This is a genomic window from Sutterella massiliensis, from assembly GCF_016899755.1.
Taxonomy (GTDB): Bacteria; Pseudomonadota; Gammaproteobacteria; order Burkholderiales; family Burkholderiaceae_F; genus Sutterella; species Sutterella massiliensis.
Map to the genome: position 1 here is coordinate 1 of NZ_JACJJC010000360.1, position 328 is coordinate 328.

At 59.1% G+C, this 328-nt stretch carries 1 protein-coding gene; it reads left to right on the forward strand.

The annotated features are described in order from the left end of the window. Positions 1–328, forward strand: a 328-nt coding sequence (locus H6A60_RS12915; protein ID WP_205105266.1) for a hypothetical protein, incomplete at both ends; no start/stop codon positions are given.

The following is a 328-nucleotide window of genomic DNA, read 5'->3' on the forward strand; positions in this document are numbered from 1 at the left end:
CTATAAGGCAGACATTGGTACCGACGGCAGCCTTTCGCTCGAAGTAAAAGACAGCGCGGCAGCAGTCGCTTCGCTGACAGGTGAAAGCAATCTCGCGAAGAATGCTCGTGCCTTCAGCGCCATCGCCGCAACGGGGTCGGGCATAGCTGCGGCTCGCATCGCCGAGATTTGGCAAATCGCCGACACGGACGATGCTGCCACGAATGCAGCCGTTCGCAATGATCTCCGCGACATCACCAATCCGGGTTCGGCAGCAGGCATGTTCGGGCAGAAGAATGCGGCCGATACGATCGGTGCCGAAGTCTTCGAACAGGCCTCTCTTGCTACG